The organism is Pedobacter sp. PACM 27299 (assembly GCF_001412655.1).
In the GTDB taxonomy this organism is placed as follows: Bacteria; Bacteroidota; Bacteroidia; order Sphingobacteriales; family Sphingobacteriaceae; genus Pedobacter.
In genome coordinates, this window is the sequence record NZ_CP012996.1 from 43,511 (window position 1) to 63,240 (window position 19,730).

Here is a 19,730-nt window from a genome sequence, read left to right on the forward strand (position 1 = left end):
CTTTATTTCTTTACAATTTCTATTTGTCCATCTTCTTTAATCAGGAAGGCCAGTTCATTTCCATAGGCTACTCCCAATTTATTAATCGCATAAGCTTTCAGGTAATACGGAATTCCCGTACTTAAACCTTCCAGATTGATCACCGAAGAATCCGCTCCTGCAATCACTTTCGCGTCTGCCAATGTTGGATTTGGTACCGTACTCCAGCAAATTCCTGATTCGGAAATTACCGATTCACCATCCGTGATTAAAGTCAGCCCGCTGAGTACAGCAGTACTACTTTTAGCAGTTACCGGCACTGTTTTCAGTAATGGCTTCTTAAATGGCGCATAACCATACCATTCTGTCAGTTTAAACGGCGCCTCCTGATCTGCCAAATGACTCTTGCCATTTAACCATGATAGAGAGAACGGAACTTTTCTTTCTGTCTCACTGATCTCTCCAATGGCAAGCATATAATCTGCCACCATCTTCATGCTGATCCCTCCGGAAGCCGGTAATGGATTCAGCTTCCAATCGGCATAAAGCGTAACGCTTGCTGTAATTGGGAGGTCAAAATTAAAAACAGTTTCCATATTTTGGTCACTATACCAGGCATAAAAAGTACTGCCTGTTTTAGTGCTGACCGCAGCAGTAATCGTAGATTGATCTTCTAACACCTGTGAAGCGATAGCGCTGCCGCCATTACTTATCCAGGTGATCGTATGGTACAATCTGGAGATCTCCAGGGAACCATTCACAAAAGCAAAATCATAATTAGCTGCTTTTAAATCCCCTACCAGGAACAGTACCGGATAAACTCCCGTCGGACTTGCAGTTCCAACTGTTGTATTCGTTAGCGGTTCTCCCTCTAATTTCGCTGCGGCTCTCAGACTCAATTCCGTTTCGCCATATTTGAAGCCTTTCATTTGATAAGTAAATGATGGATTCTCATGTCCGAAGAAACGCTTCAAGGTATCTCCATAAACAGTCAGTAAAGCTTTGCTGATGAGGAAGCTTTGCTCCTCCTCTACTTTTTCATAAAATGCATTTCCTGCCTGAACCGCTTTGATTAAGACTGTACCGGCGCCTTCAATCGTAGCCAGATCCCCGGTGATATCCAGCTGACCTTCTAATAATTCAAAAGTAATCGGCAATCCGGACGTCACTGTTGCCTTCAGCTGGAAAGGATTATCGCCATATTGTTTGTTTGTAATTACGGCAAAATTTAGGGTCTGCGCCGCTTTCTGAATGCGGATCATCACCTGTGCTGTCTGTAAAGTAGTATTGAAGGTACTTGGAGATAGGGTCAAGTTGCCAATCATCAGCAATTCGCCAATTGGAGCAGCAGCATAGCTTACCGCATCCCAGGTCACGATCAGATTTTCTTTTGAGCCATCATTATAAATCACTTCAACACGGCCAGGTAATCCAAGTCCAGCGAATGGTGTCCCATAAGCGACCGTAATTGGCGCGATTACCGCTACAGAATCGATGTCTTTTTGAAGGGTAATCTTGATTTTCGCTTTCAGGTCCAGGGTATTTCTCACATCATTAGTGAGTTGTACTTCACCATTAATTGTCTGCTGCTGCAGGAGATTACTTTGATAAGCGCTTTCCTCCCATAACACCGGTAAATCTTCGGTACTCTGATCATCATAAGTCACCCTGACACTTAATGGCAATTCCAATGCGCTGAATAACTTGCCATAAACATCCACTAATGCTTTCGATTCTTCCACCGAAATGATGTTTTTCTGATCGATGATCACCTGTATTTTAGCCGTGATATCTGTAGGATTTGATGCTCCATCTGCAGGATCTAAAATCCCTGTAAAGTTAAAGGTCCCTACTTCATCTTCGATGAAATCTGCCGATTCCCAGGTCAATCCTGCCAATCCTGTCGCACCGGTTGTATAAGTTACCGGCAAGGAAGTACCGAGTTGTGCCATCACAGTTGCTTTGCTTGTTCCTAAAGGAAAATGAACCGGTGTTGTAACCGTCACCGCATTGATCATCAGCAATGGAATCTGCACTGTGATCTTGATAGCTGCCGTTTTATTGTCTTTATTTTCTTCCGGACTATCTGGCAATAATGTACCGTTTAACAAATAATTACCAGCAATATTCCCCTCAAAGTTTCCTGCATCCCATAACACCGACAATGGTTCTATCTGCTGATTATTATAAGTCACATTGACCGTAGGCGGCAAGGCCAGGTTGGTAAATGATGTCCCGTGAGGAACGATCATATCTGGTACAGCTGCCACAGCAACCACAAAGCGAGGTGCTACTTTAACCTCCATTAAGGCCATTACATCATCCGGGTTTTCAGTGTTCAGCGGCATAATTACCTTTGTTATGAATCCATAAGTCCCCGTTTCCAATGGGTTATAATCCGTATTCTCCCAGCTGCTGATGCCCAGCATTTCGGTAGCGCCATCATCAAATAATCCGGTTACTTTCGCTGGTAAGCCCAGGGCACTTAAAGCTGTTCCGTTAGCCACCTGAATGGTGTCAGCAGCGATAGAAACCAAGGTTCTGATTTTCTCCGCGACAGTTACACTGATCGTTGGCTGTAAAGAATTAGGGTTGTCAATTTCCGTAGGAACGACCATTGTTCCTGGTAATATATAAGTGTTTGTTATTTTCTCATCGTAATTTCCTTTGGCCCAATCCACCGACAATAAGTCTTCCGATTGGTCATTGTACGTTACTTTTACCGATTCCGGTAAAGTTAAAGCGTTAAAAGCAGTACCATAAGGAACCGTTAAAGGAGCAACTGCGGCAATCTTCAGAATGGCTTTCCGACCTACTTTAACCCATACCTGCGCAGGTAGATTGCCTGGATTCTGTATGCCCTGCGGCAATACCAAATCTCCTTCAAACAGGTAAGTCCCAGCAGCTGTTCCGTCGTAATCCAGACTTTCAAAAGACAGGTTCATCACGGAGATTTCCTGATTCGTGCCATCGTCTAATTTCGCATTGCGAGTTGCGGGGAACACTAATGTTTCGAGTTTTGTACCATAAGCTACTTCGATCGTATCTGCTTTCAGCGAGACAATTTCTTTAGCCCTTGGCAATACTGTGATTTCTATTTTAGGAATAATCCCTTTTGAATTTTCAATATCATCCGGCAGGATAAACTCACCAGTAACATTGTATTTTGCCGCCAGGCTTCCATTATACATTGTTAAATTCCAGGTTACGCCAAGATCCTGTCTACCTCCATCTACAAATTCGGCAATCAATGCATCTGGTAAAATCAAGGTATTGGCATCCGTTCCAAAAAACACGGTTAATGGATCAGGAGCAAGGTAAGACTTGATGATACGCTTACCGATATTGACTTTTAAACTGGCTTTTACACTATCCGGATTAATGAACCCTTCAGGTGTTTCCAATTCCCCTACCAGCGGAAAAGCACCAGGCTCATCCGCCAGATAATCACCCTCCATCCAGGTTACATTTAGGCTGCCGGAAGTCCCATTATCATAAGTGACCAATGCTTTTTTAGGGAACAATAATTTAGCAGCAGTGAATGTAGTTCCAAAAGGAATACCCACTGAATCCGCTGCTGCGGTTAATACTTTTAATGGTTTCGGCCCTACGTTAACCAACACTTCTGCGTATCGTAAATTCGGATTTTCAATCTGGTCGTGGATCACGATTTCGCCTTTAAAAGTATATGTTCCTTCCTGAAAACGGTTATAAGTAGCAGAGCTCCAAAGCACCCCTTCTGTTCCAATCGATTGATCATTATAAGTCACTTTTACCTCATCTGGCAAGCCGATTTCGTCGGTTTCTGTGCCATACTTCACGTTGATTAAAGCCGGATTCGTTACTGAAATCACTTCCTTCTTCCCCAAGATAATCGTGATTGAAGTGCTGCGCACATCTTTGTTCGCTACACCAGGAATCAGTATAGGATCTCCATCAAAGGTATAATTCCCGGGTTTCAGCGGATCGTAACCTTCTGTATCCCAGGTCATATTCAAACTACCGGTACTGTGGTCATCATAAGTCACAGGAATAGCTACTTTTAACGCTTCAATCGCATTCAACTTTGTACCGAAAGCGACATATACAGAATCCGGATATGCAATAGACACAATGTTTTTAGGCTTCGGAAGTACCGTTAAAACAATTTTTGCTTCCAGATTTCCGGCGTTGTCAATGCGCTCATTGTGCAGTAATTTCCCTAATAAGTTATAGTCGGCGGAAACCAGAGGATTATATTTTCCAGGTTTCCATTCTACACCTACTGTGTCTGTAGTGCCGTCATCAAACCTTGCTTTGATCGTTTGCGGCAATTCCACCACATCATCGAATGCGGTTGCATAAGGCGTGCTTACTCCCGCCACCGGAAGCACAGAAATGATGTTTTTCCGGATGATGACTTGCTGATTTGCGGACAGGCGCTTACTGTTGGAGGTCAATGGTTTCAGCTGTAAATCACCTTTCAAATCATACTCCCCACCTTTATTTGGAATATAAGTAGCTTTATTCCAGATCACGCTAAGGAAACCTGTAGTCTGATCATGGTAAGTTACCCGGATCGAAGACTGTAATGGCAGGTTTGCGGCCGGTGTATTTAGGGGTACTGTGATGTCTGCTAGAGGTTCTATTTCAATGATATTTTGCTGGGCATAAACATCTACGCTGGCCTCAAATTCTGCAGGATTGGCATGTTCTTCTTTCAATACCAAATCTGCATACAATCGGTAAACGCCCGATTTTAAGTCATAAGCACCCGGTTTCCAGATGAGTGTTAACATATCTGTCGTCACACGGTCATCGTAAGTTACCCTCACTTGTTTTGGCAAGAATGGCAGGACTTCTGAGAATGGTGTTCCTGATAAAACATATACCGGAGGTAATTCTTCCAGTGCAATAATGTAAGGGAAAACCGGATCTATTACTACTACCTTCGCGGTAGCGGTCAGGTGGTTCCGGTTCATCTCCGGCTTAGGTACTGTAATGTTCCCGATCAAGGTATAAAGCCCTTCCGCATTTCCATTATAATCACCCGGCAGCCAGGTTACCGGGAACTTCACCTTGCTCTTATCACTCATCACCACCTCTACCTGAGGTACCAGATGTAACTGATCGAAAGGTGTGCCGGTATCAATTTTGACCGGGATTGGGTAGGGTTTCAGTACCTCAATAATATAAGGTTCCCTGGTGTTCACCTTCATTTTGATTTTCAGAGAGCCACATACCTTATCTCCGGCAACGGAAAGGATAAATTCATACTCACCGGCTTCGGTTGCTTCCCCGGAGATCAGTCCTGCAGGGCTGAGCGTCATTCCATCGGGCAACAGCCCTTGTGCTAAGGTAAACGTATAATTTCCTGCAGTAGCCAGGGCGATCTGGTGGCCGTATGAACTCCATTGATCTGCTTCCGGAAGCTGCTGCTCTGCATTTTCCAGGTATAATCCCTGGAATTCATAAGCCCCGATATCTACAGTATTGTGCTGAACCCTTGGTGCACCGGCAAGATCCTGAGTGATCCCGTTGATTTTACTGTTATCTCCCATATTGATGGAAGGTGAACATGGCGAAAGTGACAATTCATCCCCTTCAGGATTGTTAAACTGAGGGTCTTTATTTAAGATCAATGTGCCTGTTTTATAGCCATTTTCGATGGTACTGTTGGCCACGAAGATACCTGTATTGAGCTGATCGGCTACTTTGTTGCCACGTTTATTACCCCATAGAATCGTATTGTAAATGTTCAGCGTTCCCGTATAACGGTATACCCCTCCACCATATTGATTGGCGGCAGAAGTATTCGCATAAGCGATGCTGTTGTTCGCAATCGAGGTGTTCACCAGGTTCGTGATTCCATTATAATGGTACAATGCACCACCATAATATCCACCGGTACTAATTACCCTGTTTCTGCTGAATACTGCGTTATTGATATTTAGTGTTCCCGAAGTCTGATAGATTGCTCCACCGTGCTGTACCGCAGTATTTCCAATAAATTTCGCATTATTAATGGTTGGTTTTCCATTGCTGGCATTGTACAAGGCACCTCCATAAATGGTGGCCGCATTGTCTTTAAAAGACACCTTATCCATGGTAATTGCCGAAGTAATGTTATATAATCCTGCACCATAACTTCCTTTGTTTCCGATAAATTTAACATCCTTTAAACTGATTACTGCCGAGTTGTACATCCCTCCGCCATAGGCATAGCCACCCGGCCCAACTGTATTATTTTCCAGGGTGATGTTGCTGAATTCCGCAGCACCGCTATTGAAAACACCACCGCCATAATTATAAGCGACGTTGTCTTTAATCCATAGGTTCCTAAAGATGATCTTTCCTAAAGCATTGTAAATACCCGCTCCATAATACGCTTCATTGCTGGAATTAGAACCTGTTGCTGTCTTTCCGCCAACAATACTGAATCCATCTACTATTGTTGCATTTGTTAGCGCAACACGGTTATAAAGGACATGATAACTTCTTTTTTCTCCGCTTAAAATCGTCTCATTTGTAGTCGAAATTGTTTCCGGATCCCGTTCTGAAAACTCATTTTCTGTTCCTGCAAAACCACCAAATAGTTTCACATTTTCTTTGAGGGTATAGTAGTCGGTGACTTTCAATCCTGGAATATATTTCCCTTTTGCTACCCATACCGTATCTCCGGCAAGGGCAGAGCTGAGTCCTTTTTGGAGGTCAAGGAAACCATTGGTCCAATCGGCACCATTGTCCATTCCTGTGGCGGCCTGATTCACATAAATTCGCACCCCACCGATTCCTGGTCTGACATCTACAGTATATAGTCGGTTTCCACAAAGTGTCCCATCGTTTGCGGTGACATTAAACGTATAAGTCCCACTATTGATCGGGCGGCCAGTAATCTGACCAGATTTGTTCATCAACAATCCATCTGGCAATTTGCCGTAACTGATGGCGTAAGTGTAAGTACCGCTGCCACCGCTAGCAATGATCTGCTGTGTATAACGTTGTCCGCGGATCCCTTCCGGCAATGCCGCCGGGCCGACCATAATTCTGCTTTGCTGGTTTTCATAAGCACCCAGGTCTACCGCATCTGCCATGATCCTGGTTTTACCATTCATGTCTTTTGTTAATCCCGCAGCAAATACATTGTCTCCCATATTGATCGCAGGCGAACAATCCGATAAGGAAAGGTCGTCGGGATCGGCAAGATTAAACATCGGATTTGCGTCAATCACTGTTTTTCCGGCCAGGTATCCGCCCCGAATCAAGGCATTACTCACTTTAACATTCAGGTTTAGCTCATCGGCCACATTATTGCCGCGTGTATTGCCCCAAAGAATGCTGTTCTGCAGATTTAACGTTCCTGCATTGCGATAAATCCCTCCCCCATATTTGGTTACTGCAGCATTCACATAAGCGATGCTATTGTTGCTAAAAGTCACGTTATTCAGATTGGAAGTAGAGGTGTACTGATACAAGCCACCACCGAAATAAGCAGCATTCCCCGTCACTTTATTCCTGCTGAATGCTGCATTGTTTAAGGTTAAAACAGCTGAATACTGGTATAAACCGGCTCCATGCTGTACCGAATTATTGCCCGTAAATCTTGCGCGATCCAGGGTGATTTTTCCATTGTAAGCGTAAAACCCACCACCTGTTAATACGGCTTTATTCTCTTTAAACAACACATCATTCAACACCAATGCAGCCGTAGCATGAAACAATCCTCCACCGCTATTTGCCGTATTCCCGATGAACTCGATATGGTTCATCACAGCGGCTCCTGAATTGTACAATCCACCGCCATAAGCATAGGAACTAGGACTGATCGTATTGTTTTCAAAAGTGATCTTGCTGAATACCGCTGCTGCAGTATTATACATCCCCGCTCCATAACTGCTGGAGTTGTTATTTTTAATCCAGAGGTCTTTAAAGATCATGGCGCCCTGAACATTATAAATACCTGCACCGATATAAGGTTCTCCGGAGCTTCCCCCAACTACCGTACGGCCACCAGTAATCGTGAAACCATCCAGCACCGTTGCCTTCGTTAGTACTTTGTTATTGAAGACCACGTGTCTGTTGATGTTTTTACCGTCTAAAATTGTTTGGTTAAGTATTCTAGTGTTTAAGGTATCTCTTTCTGAAAGCAGGCTTTCCGTGGCAGCAAAACCACCGTATATTTTAACCCCTTCTTTCAACTGGAAGGTAGAAGTGATGAGCGGCCCCGGACTATAAGTTCCTTTCGCTACCCATATTTCATCTCCGGCAATCGATACTTTCAGTGCATTTTGTAAGTCGAGGTAAGCATTGTTCCAGGTACTCCCATTGTCTTGTCCACCAATTGCGGCCTGGTTCACCAGGATGCGAACTACTCCACTTCCTGCTACAATTTCCATGTTGTACATCCGGTGTCCACATAAGTTGCCATCGGTCGCTTTGACAACAAAAGTATATTTGCCGATCACGATTGGATTACCGCTGATCAAACCTGCAGGTGTCATCGAAAGTCCATCAGGAAGCTTTCCGGAAATCACCTGATAGGTATAGTTTCCTGTTCCTCCAGTAGTACCAGATCCGGTAATTCCTTGTAACTGAACACTGATACCTTCTCCGCGATTTCCTTGTGGCATTGTCGCAGGTCTCACCTCAATTACCTCTTGCTGGTATTCTAAAGCACCCATATCTACCCATTCAGACTTGATCCTTTCCGATCCAGGCAGGTCTTTTCCACCTGCAAGTACAAGTGTATTCTCTCCTGTATTGACTGCTGGCGAACATCCGGTAAGGCTTAAATCATCTGCCGCTGCGTTTACATACATCGGTTCGGCATCAATGATATTTGCACCCGCAGCATAACCTCCCTGAATCAGGGAGTTGGTGACCTTAACATTCAAGTTCAGCTGATCTGGCGTTGCTGAGCCTCTGGTATTTCCCCAAAGCACACTATTATTCAACGTTACCGTTCCGGCATTTCTAAAAATGGCCCCACCATAATTTACGGTTCCTGCCTTGAAATAATTGATGCTGTTGTTGCTAAAAGTGTTGTTAGTGAGCGTTGCTGTTCCGGAATAGATAAAAATGGCACCGCCATAATTCCCTGCGGTTGAGGTCACACTATTCCTGCTAAACGTACTATTGTCAAGTTTAAATGTACTGTTAGACCAGATTGCTCCACCATGTAATACAGCGGCATTATTGGTAAATGAAGTTCTGTTTAAGCTTAATGTTCCGCTGGCATAAATTGCCCCTCCACTTCCTGCGGCACTATTATTTTTAAAGGACACATTGGTAAATACCGGTGCACCATTGGCGATAAAGACAGCGCCCCCTGTGGTGGCTTTATTGGCGGTAAAACTGGCATTGGTAATGGTTAAAACTGCTCCGGAATTGCTGTAGATCGCGCCTCCCTGTCCGTTGGTGATCGTGTTATTGTCGAATCGGACATCGATCAGTTCTCCCAGCCCTGCATTGAACAGGGCAGATCCATAACCCGGATAACTGGCAGATTCAATGATCTTATTATTTTCAAAAACACCTCCTTTGAGCTTAAATCCACCGGCATTATATACCGCCGAACCTCTGGCATATTGCCCGGTTGTGCGGTTATTACTGAAAATGATATTGCTGTAAGTTGCATTTCCACTATGGTAAAGTCCACCCCCATAACTGGCGATATTATTCTTTATCCAAAGGTGATTAAAGACTGCAGCTCCGGCTGAATTGTAAAGCCCTGCGCCATAATAATTGCCATTGTAATAATAGCTGTTGTAACTAGTTCCGGCATTTCCACCCTGGATAGAAAACCCATCCAATACCGTTGCATTTGTTAAGGCGGCGACGTTATAAACCACATGGAAACTCGACTTCCCCTGACTGCCATCAAGGATGGTTTCGTTCAATCCACGAACAGCGGCACTGTCCCTATCTGCCAATAAAATTTCTGTTCCGGCGAAACCTCCATAAATCTTCACTCCCTCTTTTAGAGTGAAGAAAGAAGTGTTCAGTAAACCCGGGCTATAAGTTCCTTTGGCCACCCAAACCGTATCTCCTGCGGAGGTTTGCGCCAATGCCGGCTGTAAGTCTGTAAAGGCATTCGCCCAGTCGCTGCCGTTATTTTCTCCTGCTGCGGTCTGACGTACAAACAGTTTTCCTGAACCATTTAAAATGTTGACCGTATACTGTCTGTTTCCGCTCATCGTCCCATCGGTAGCGCCGATTACAAAAGTATAACTGCCCACTACTGTTGGTGTACCTTGTAGTTTCCCCTCCGGTAGAAAGATCAATCCGGTAGGCAATTTACCCCCTTGCAGCAACCAGGTAACCGGTAAAGTTGTTCCCGTTGTGGTGAACTGTATGGCTGCATAAGCACCTCTTTTCAAAGGAGCAATAGTTACTGGATTCAACATCAGACTTTGTCCGCCTTCGTTTTCATAAGCCCCCAGGTCTATCAGATCATTGACCAAACGCGGTTTTCCATCAAGGTCTTTATCAAATGCCTGCCAGCTATTTTTTCCGGCATCAATCGCCAGAGATCCACCTTTTAGCCTCAGATTGTCGGCTGCGGCATCTTCAAACATCGGATCTCCAAACTTAATGTCTTCCCCGGTTAAATAGTTATTCTGGATTAAAGTACTGCCGGCGATGATGCCTGCATTGAGTTGATCCATTACATTATTACCCCGTTTATTACCCCATAGGATGCTATTATGTAGCGTTACTGTTCCCGAGTTGCGGAACAATGCCCCACCGTAATTTACGGTAGCACTTGAATTGATGTAATTGATACTGTTGTTACTGAAAGTGACATTATTGATCAACGCTTCTCCGGAATTGACAAACATTGCCCCACCGTAATAAGCAGCTGTTGAAGTCACCTTATTTCGACTAAATATACTGTTGTCGATTCTGATACTTCCAGTGCTCCAGATGGCGGCTCCATGCTGTCCGGAGGTGTTTTCAATAAAAGAAACGCGGTTTAGCACTGGGGTTCCGGCAACATACATTGCTCCTCCTGTCCCGATAGCACTGTTTCCTTTGAAGATGGCATCTGTAATTTCCGGGAAGCCATTGGCAATAAAAAGTGCGCCGCCTGTGCTTGCTTTATTCCCTGTAAACTCGGCTCTGCTGATCTTTATTCCCGCACCAGAATTGCTATAAATCGCGCCTCCTTGTCCATTGGCAAGTGTATTGTTTAGGAATTTCACATCTTCCAGTTCCAGTAAACCTGTATTAAAAATCGCGGCTCCATAACCGGTATAACTGGCGGATTCTATGATGCTATTGCCTTCAAAAAGTCCTTTCGTTAAGGCGAAACCCCTGGTATTGTAGACCGCGGCACCGCGTGCATAGGAGCCTTTAGCGATGTTATTTGTAAACCTGATGTTGGTATATTCCGCATCACCACTATGGTATAAGCCAGCACCATAAGTAGCGATATTATTTTTAATCCATAGGTTTCTAAAGATTGCCGTTCCAGCGGTATTGTAGATTCCACCGCCATAATAATTGGCATTAGAGGAAGAAGAATAAGTCGTTGCTGCAGCTCCCCCCTGAATACTGAAACCATCTAATATTGTGGCCGAAGTTAAGGCAGCAATATTGTAAACAACATGGTAGCTGGGCACTCCCTTACTTCCATCCAGGATCGTTTCATTCACAGTAGCGATGTCATTTGATACCCTGTCTGTGATCAGCGTTTCTGTACCTGCAAAACCACCATAAATCTTTACTCCCTCTTTTAAAGTGAAGAAAGAGCTGGCCGTGATCCCGGTACTGTAACTTCCTTTAGCTACCCAGATTTCATCACCTGCTTTGACTTGTGCCATTGCCGCTTGTAAATCTGTAAAAGCATGCTGCCAATTGCTTCCGTTATTATCTCCTGTTGCCGTTTGATGTACGAATAAGCGAACTGGCCCTTCTTTTATGTTCACTGTATATTGTTTGTTTCCTGCGATTGTTCCGTCTCCGGCACCGATAACGAAGGTATAGCTCCCTACTAAAGTTGGTGTTCCTCTTAATTTTCCATCGGGTAAGAATACCAATCCTGTGGGCAATTTTCCGCCCTGGAAGCTCCAGGTAACAGGGGATGTAGTTCCAGTATAAGTCAGTTGAAGGTCGAGGAAGGCACCTCTGCTGAGGTCTGGAATTAACCCTGGGCTAATGAGCAGTTGTCCGGCGCCATCATGTTCATAAGCTCCCAAATCTACGACTTCATTGACCAGTCGTGGATTTCCTGCGAGATCTTTGTCGAAAGTTTGCCAGTTGTTGTCTCCCACATTGATGGCTAATGAACCTCCTTTGAGTCTTAGGTTATCTGTCAATGGCTCTTCAAACATCGGATCTCCGATTTTAATGTCGGTTCCGGCAGTATAGCCATTCTGGACAATCGCGTTGCCGATAATGATTCCTGCATTCAATTGATCGGCTACATTATTGCCTCGTTTGTTGTTCCAAAAGATACTATTGTGAACGTTTACTGTTCCAGAGCTGCGGAACAACGCGCCTCCGTAACTTAGGGTGGCGCTTGCATTGACATAGCCAATACTGTTGCCGCTGAAACTCACATTATTGATGTTTGTGGTTCCAGAACCCACATAAATAGCTCCTCCATAGTACGCAGCCGTAGAATAGATTTTATTCCTGCTGAAAATGGTATTGTCTATTTTTAAAGTTCCGCTGCTCCAGATCGCAGCTCCATGCTGAACCGAGGTGTTTCCTGTAAAGCTGATGCGGTTTAACACCATCGTTCCTGCGGAATAAATCGCTCCAGCTGTAGTTGTGGAAGCGTTGTCTTTAAAAATGACCTGACTAAGATCAGAAATACCGTTGGCAAAGAATAAAGCAGCACCAGAACTTGCTTTATTTCCGATAAATTCAACTTCTTTAATTTTCACCGCTGCACCAGAGCCGGAGTAAATTGCTCCTCCCTGTCCGCTGTTAATCGTATTATTTAAGAATTTAACCTCATTTAATTCTAACGCGCCAACGTTAAAAATACCCGCTCCGTATCCGGTATAACTGGTCGATTCTGTGATCTTATTATTGTCAAAAACGCCTTTCTGCAGTTTAAAACCAGCACCGTTATAAACGGCAGATCCTCTGGCATAAGCCCCTTTTGCTTCGTTATTGCTGAAAGTAATATTGGTATAACTTGCAGTTCCCTGATGAAACAAACCTGCCCCATAGGTAGCGATATTATTTTTAATCCAAAGGTTGCGGAAGACTGCTGATCCTGCCGTATTGTAAATCCCGCCACCATAATAATTGGCATTGGAAGAAGAAGAATAAGTTGTGGCCGCTCTTCCTCCCTGGATACTGAAACCCTCCAATATGGTCGCCTCCGTTAAGGCCGCCGTATTGTACACCACGTGGTAACTTGCGGTACCTTTGTTCCCCTCAAGAATGGTTTCATTTGCGTTGCGCATAGCGGTACTGTCCCGCTCTGCAAGCAAGCTTTCTGTTCCTGCAAAACCACCATAAATCTTTACCCCTTCTTTTAAGATGAAGTAAGAACTGGCCGTCGGACCGGCACTGTAACTTCCTTTAGCCACCCATATTTCATCACCTGCTGATGTTTGAGCGAGGGCTGGCTGCAGATCTGTAAAGGCATTTGCCCAGTTACTTCCATTGTTTCCTCCGGTCGCGGCTTCATGCACAAATAATCGTACAGGGCCACCGGTTACGCTGACTGTGTATTGCTTGCTGCCGATCAGCTGACCATCCGTTGCCGCAGCCACAAAAGTATAACTGCCAATTAAGGTGGGTACTCCGGTGATTAAGCCTTCAGGTGTTAACGTCAGTCCGACTGGTAAGCTTCCCGATTGAACAATCCAGGTATAGTTTCCTGAACCACCTGTTGCGGTCATTTGAATCTTTGGATTTATTCCCCTTAGGAACGGGTTAAAGCTTGCTGGCAAAATTTTCAGCCCTGATCCACCTTGGTTTTCATAGGCACCAAGATCGATCTGATCATTCACCACCCTTGCATTACCTGATAGGTCTGTCGTACTGGTATTTTTGGCATTGTCTCCGGCGTCTATTCCTGGAGATCCACCTTTTAACTGAAGGTTATCGGCCTCTGCCTGCTGGAATAAAGGATCGCCAATCAGCACATTTGTTCCGGCAGCATAGCCGCCCTGCACCAGTGAATGATACACTACGATGCCAGCATTGAGCTGATCTGGGAGGTCATTACCTCGTTTATTTCCCCAGAAAACACTGTTGTTGACATTGATGACGCCCGCACTGCGATACAATCCTGCACCGCCCATTGTAGTGGCATGAGTAAAGGCAATCCGGTTGCCGCTGAAGGTAACGTTGTTTAGTGTTGCTGCTGCGGCAACAAACAAACCTCCGCCATAATAAGCCCCTGCTGTAGTCACCGCATTTCTGCTGAATACCACATTTTCCAGGGTAGCAGTTCCAGACACATGGTACATTCCCCCTGCCTGCTGACCCGCACTGTTATTCATAAATGAGCTGTTGAATACATTGATCAATCCTCCATTATGTGCAAATCCTCCTGCGTAAAGCTTGGCGGTATTACCTTTAAAAGTCGCATTGACTAAAGTGATGGAAGCGTTTAAATTATACATACCTCCACCATAAGCACTGGCTTCGTTGTCCTGGAAAAGGATTCCGGTAAATACTGCAGGTCCCTGATTGTAGATCCCTGCTCCTCTATCCGCTTTATTGTTTATAATTTGAAGGTTATTGAATATTGCTTTTACAGTGGCATAATTGTAGATACCACCACCACGATGGTTGTCGGTATCTCCTCCTGCTAAAGTTTGTCCGCCGCTAACCGTAAATCCATCCAGGACGGTGGCGGTAGTTAAAGCGAGGTTGTTAAATATTACGTGTCTGCTGGCCACTCCTTTGCTTCCATCTAAAGTACTCTGATTATCGGTGTGGATGGTATTGGCTGCTCGTTCCTGAATGGTTTTTTCTGTTCCGGCAAAACCGCCGTAAACTTTTACGCCTTCTTTCATGGTAAACCAGTCGGTGGCCAATGGCCCTGGGCTGTAATTTCCTTTCGCCACCCAGATCTGATCTCCGGTAATGGATTTGTTCCAGGCATTCTTTAAATCTGTGAATCCATGTTCCCAGCTGCTGCCATCATTATTACCGGATGCAGCGGCGGCATTGGCATATAAAACTGCAGCTGCAGGATTCACCAATAAAGTGTATTGCTTACTGCCCACCAATTCTCCGTCGGTTACACCGATCACAAAAATATAGGTTCCGGCAACCATTGGTCTGCCGGAAAGCGCACCATTTGGTTTAAGCAAAATTCCGGATGGTAAGGTTCCTGAAGTCACTTTCCAGGTCAAGGCATTTGTAGAACCCGTTACCGTTAATGGCACTTCCAATATGTCGCCGCGGCTATAAGCCGATAAGCTCAATGGCGCAATGATCAAACTGGCCGTCCCTTGATTTTCATAGGCCCCCATATCTACCGTTTCGTTGATTAAACGGGGATTTCCATCCAGATCTTTTACGGTAGAGATCTTCGCATTGTTTCCCATATCTATGGCTGGAGATCCTCCTTTCAGGCGAAGATTATCCGCTGCTGGATTGACAAATAAAGGATCGCCGATCACGATGTTTGTACCGCCAGAATAACTGCCTTGAACAATACTCTGATCGATGGTTACGACTCCAGCAATCTGATCTGGAAGGTTTGCTCCATAAGTATTTCCCCAAAAAATACTGTTGTAAATGGTAACAGCTCCGCTGGTGCGGTATAAAGCACCACCACCTGCCGAAGCTCTGGCAATGCTGTTACCACTAAAAGTGACATTGATTAAACTGGCATTTGCAGCGGCATAGATGGCTCCTCCATAAAAGGCCCCGGTAGACGTTACCTTATTCCTGCTAAAGATCACATTGTCTAATTTGGTTGCTCCTGCAAGGTAAAATGCACCGCCATGCTGCACAGATTCGTTGGCAATAAATGAAACGCGATCCAATACGGCATTCACGCTGCTGCTGTATAATGCGCCGCCCGCTCCAGTGGCAGTGTTTCTGATAAAGTTCACATCAGTCAACTCCAGCACTCCTGCGGCCGAATATAGGGCTCCACCTGTTAAGGCTGTATTTTCTATAAATGAGGTTTTAGAGATCTTAGAAGTCGCTCCTGAGGCATGGTAATAGGCACCACCCTGTGCATAAGTCGTTCCTTCCACCCTGTTGTTTTTAAATATCGTATTGCTCATATTTAAAATACCATAGTTGATCAGGGCACCAGCATAGGTACCAGTTCCTGCAGTCACCACATTGTTTTCAAAAGAAACACTGTCCAGATTTGCCGTAGCGTTACCAAGATATAATCCCGCTGCCCTACCATAAGTGCCGGTGGTGGTATTGCCGATAAATTGAGTATTGGTGAGCGTAACCGCACCTCCAGTAACCATCATTCCTCCTCCGTAAACAGCATTATTACCGGTAATGATCAGGTTGTTGAACACTGGATTTCCTAGACTGTTAAAGATCCCCGCACCATAATTATTTACGCCCAGGGAACTGCTGTTGCTCATTAATGTTTTTCCTCCGCTAATGGTAAATCCATCTAATAGCGTGGCATTACTGACCGCGATAGTATTGGAAACCACATGGTAACTGGCTACTCCCTGACTACCATCCAGGATCGTTTTATGACTGGTATGCAGCTCTGATATTTTCCTGTTTTCCAAGCTTACTTCTGTTCCGGCAAAGCCTCCGTAAATTTTCACACCCTCCTTTAAATTGAAAGTAGAAGTGGCGAGTAATCCAGGACTGTAGCTTCCTTTAGCTACCCAAATCTGGTCGCCCGCAATGGCTTGAGTAATGGCTAGCTGTAAATCTGAATAAGCATTTACCCAGTCACTGCCATCTTTTTTTCCGGTTGCCTTTTCATCCGTAAACAGGTGCGTACTGGCTGCATTAACGATATACGTATATTGTTTACTACCGAGAAACTGACCATCGGTTACCGAAAGAACAAAGGTGTAACTGCCTGCAAACATCGGTCTGCCCGTTAACCATCCTCCGGTACTTAGGGAAAGTCCCTGAGGCAATGCTCCCGAGGACACTGTCCAGGTTAATTTTCCTTCGCCTCCTGTTGCAGTGAATTGCTGGTTTAGAATGGTACCTCTGTTTATTGGGCTAAGTGTTGCTGGCAAAATACTCAGACTTGCTCCGCCCTGGTTTTCATAAGCACCCATATCTACCTGCCCATTGACCACCCTTTCATTGATATCCAGATCCCTTGAAGTTCCTGTTGCGGCATTATCACCAGCATCTATGGCCGCTGATCCGGCTTTCACCCGGAGGTTATCATTTGCGGCATCTGTAAATAATGGGTTTCCTATGGAGATATTGGTTCCCGCAGCATAACCACCTTCTACGATGGAGTTAGCGATGGTTAAAGCGGTACCAGTTAACTGATCAGCTACATTCCCCCCGCGTTTATTGCCCCATAAAATACTATTATAGATTGCAGCTGTTCCCGATGCGGTCTTGAAAAAAGCTGCTCCGGTAGCTGTTGTGACATGAACATAAGCGGTGGTATTGTTGCTGAAAGTAATGTTGGAAAGCGTAGATGTTCCTGAGGCATGGTACATTCCGGCACCATATCCACTGGTACTTACCCCGGTGATTGAATTTCTGCTGAAGATGACATTGTCTAACCTGACAATACCGGTATTGTAAAGTCCGGCACCATGCTGTACCCCGATATTGGCAATAAAGGAACCTCGATTTAAGGTAAAATTTGTGGTGGTATGTACCCCGGCTCCTAAAGTATTGGCAGTATTGCCTTTAAAGGTTAAATCTTCTGCATCAATTACGCCATTATTCAAGATTCCCCCACCAGTTGTTAAGGAACTATTATTTTGGAAATCCCCTTTCCTAATGGTTAACAAGCCTGTTCTATGGTATAAACCAGCACCACCTCCGGTAGTTGCTTTATTGCGTAAAAACTGAACATCTTCCAGTTTTACCTCTGGAGAGTAATTGTACATCCCTCCGCCAATAATTGCCTCATTCTCGATGAAAGTCAGCTTTCTAAAACTTGCCAGGGCATTCTGGTTGTAAAATCCACCCCCCTGAGCGTTACCACCAGACACGATGTTTTTTTCCATCCTGATGTTTTCAAATGTGGATGGGCCATTGTTAAAAATACCCCCTCCATAATGGTAGGCATTGTTATTTTTAATCCACAGGTTTCTGAACACGGCCGTTCCTGCATTGTTGTAAATTCCCCCTCCATAATAAGCCGGACCGGAGCTATTGATGGCTGTTCTTCCTCCGATGATGCTGAATCCATCTATGACCGTCGCCGCGGTTAAGGCCACCGCGTTATTGATGACGTGATAACTTTTTCCATTTCCATTCAGGATGGATTCATGAGTTCCGTATAACCCATTTGCATCTGCTACACGCTGTGTCAAGGCATCCTCAGTTCCAGCGAAGCCACCATACATTTTAACGCCTTCCTTAAGGGTAAATGTAGAAGTCAAGTCTGGTCCCGGGGAGTAATTCCCTTTGGCCACCCAGATCTCGTCACCTGCTCCGGCTTGTGCCAGGGCAACCTGTAGATCTGTAATTGCATGGATCCAGCTATTTCCGGTCTTTGTTCCTGTTGCGGCTTCACGTACGTATAAACGTGCTGGCGCCTGCTGTACCTCTATTGTATATTGTTTAGATCCAATCAAATTGCCATCTGAAGCAGCTACTGCAAAAGTATATCCACCAATCACGGAAACCATTGCACGCCCATAGATTTTACCTGCAGGAGAGATAAAAAGCCCTGTAGGAAGATCTCCAGATAATAAGCTCCAGGTATAAGTCCCGCTGCCACCAGTGGCTTGTAACTGGATGTTCTGCTCTTCACCACGGACCAGTACCGGCAAAGTGGCTGGTGTAATTTTTAACGAAGCACCGCCTTGATTTTCATAAGCTCCCTGATCAACAGTAGTATTATAAAAACGTGGATTTCCTTCAATATCTTTTGTAGTCGTGGTATAAGCATTATTTCCTTTATCGATGGCCAATGAGCCGTTTTTCAGACTCAGGTCGTCGGTTGCGGCATTTGAGAATAGTGGGTCTCCTACTAAAATAGCCGTTCCTGCTGCATAATCATCCTGCACGGTACTATTCGCAATGGTAATCCCTGCATTCAATTGATCAGCAACTCCAGCCGCTTTGGCATTTCCCCAGAAAATACTGTTGTACACTTTTACAGTACCCGCAGCTCTGAATAATCCTGCTCCGGCACTGGCAGCCACCGAAGCGACAGTATTATTGCTGAAAGTAGCATTGCTCATGTTTAATGTACCGCTGCCAATGTATACCCCTCCACCGGTAGCAGCTGTTCCTGTTCCTTTATTACGACTAAACACCACATTGTTCATGTTATTCGTGACCGTTCCATAAAAACCTGCACCGCTTTGAACGGCAGTATTGCCAAGGAAGGATACCCGGTCCAAGTCTATGGTACCTACGTTATTTACCGCTCCCCCATAAGTTACCGCAGCATTTTCTCTGAAAACAGCATCTGTAATCGTGGCTGAACCCGCGTTATAAATTGCGCCTGAGCTTGCGTCTGATCTGTTGTTGATAAATTCGGCATTGCTAATCGTGAACCCGGTTCCTGCGGAATTATTAAATATGGCCCCTGCATAAGTATTGCCGAGGTTGTTTTCAAACACCGCTTTATTGATAGAAACATTCGCTGCGGAAGTAAAAATCGCCCCGCCATAATTTGCCTGGTTTCCTCTGAAAACCACATT

Annotated in this window: 1 protein-coding gene; it reads right to left on the reverse strand. The window is 44.9% G+C overall.

Going from position 1 to position 19,730, the window contains the following annotated elements; translation table 11 throughout:
* Positions 1 to 2 precede the first annotated feature (2 nt).
* On the reverse strand, positions 3 to 19,727 hold the full coding sequence (locus tag AQ505_RS00155; RefSeq protein WP_157262155.1) for a choice-of-anchor Q domain-containing protein: 19,725 nt from the start codon (positions 19,725 to 19,727) through the stop codon (positions 3 to 5).
* Between the last annotated feature and the right edge of the window lie 3 nt (positions 19,728 to 19,730).